The 1,117-nt window shown below is 73.3% G+C and carries 1 protein-coding gene; it reads right to left on the bottom strand.

Features of this window, described 5'->3' with window-relative positions:
- Nucleotides 1-1,117 (bottom strand): chorismate synthase (gene aroC, locus NX794_RS35770; RefSeq protein WP_258783884.1); only part of this gene is annotated, 1,117 nt, incomplete at both ends.

Below are 1,117 nucleotides of genomic sequence, written 5' to 3'. Positions count from 1 at the left end.
CCGAACTTCTCCGCGACCGCGTCCGCCAGCACCAGCGCGACCATCGCCTCGGCCACGATCCCGGCCGCCGGCACCGCCGACACGTCGGACCGCTGGTGATGGGCCTGCGCCGCCTCACCCGTGGCCACATCGACCGTCCGAAGGGCACGCGGCACCGTCGCGATCGGCTTCATCGCGGCGCGGACCCGGAGCAGCTCACCCGTGGTCAGACCGCCCTCGGTCCCGCCCGAGCGGCCGGAGACCCGCCGGATGCCCTCGCCGGTGCCGACGATCTCGTCGTGCGCCCTCGACCCCGGCACCCGCGCCAGCTCGAAACCGTCCCCGACCTCGACACCCTTGATCGCCTGGATACCCATCAGGGCACCGGCCAGCCGGGCGTCCAGCCTGCGGTCCCAGTGCACATGCGAGCCCAGGCCCACCGGCACACCGTAGGCCAGCACCTCGACCACACCACCGAGCGTGTCACCGTCCTTGTGCGCCTGGTCGACCTCCGCGACCATCGCCTCGGAGGTGCCCGCGTCCAGGCAGCGCAGCGGGTCCGCGTCCAGCCGCTCCACATCGGCCGGCACCGGATACACACCCCGCGGCGCCTTCACGGAGCACAGCTCCACGACATGGCTGACGATCTCGATGCCGGCCGTCTCCTTCAGATACGACCGCGCCACCGCCCCCAGCGCCACCCGGGCCGCCGTCTCCCGGGCCGAGGCGCGCTCCAGGACCGGCCGGGCCTCGTCGAAACCGTACTTCTGCATCCCCGCCAGGTCCGCGTGACCCGGCCGCGGCCGGGTCAGCGGCGCGTTACGCGCCAGACCCGCCAGGATCTCCCCGTCCACCGGGTCGGCCGCCATGACCTGCTCCCACTTCGGCCACTCGGTGTTGCCCACCATGACCGCCACCGGGGAACCCAGCGTCAGACCGTGCCGGACCCCGCCCAGGAACGTGACCTCGTCGCGCTCGAACTTCATCCGCGCACCACGGCCGTACCCGAGCCGCCGCCGTGCCAGGTGGTCCGCCACCCTCTCCGTGGTGATCGGCACGCCGGCGGGAAGACCCTCCAGCGTCGCGACCAGTGCCGGACCGTGGGACTCCCCCGCGGTCAGCCAACGCAGCCTGCTCA

Source organism: Streptomyces pyxinicus, assembly GCF_024753135.1.
GTDB lineage: Bacteria > Actinomycetota > Actinomycetes > Streptomycetales > Streptomycetaceae > Streptomyces > Streptomyces pyxinicus.
This window is presented reverse-complemented; position numbering and strand designations above follow the sequence as displayed.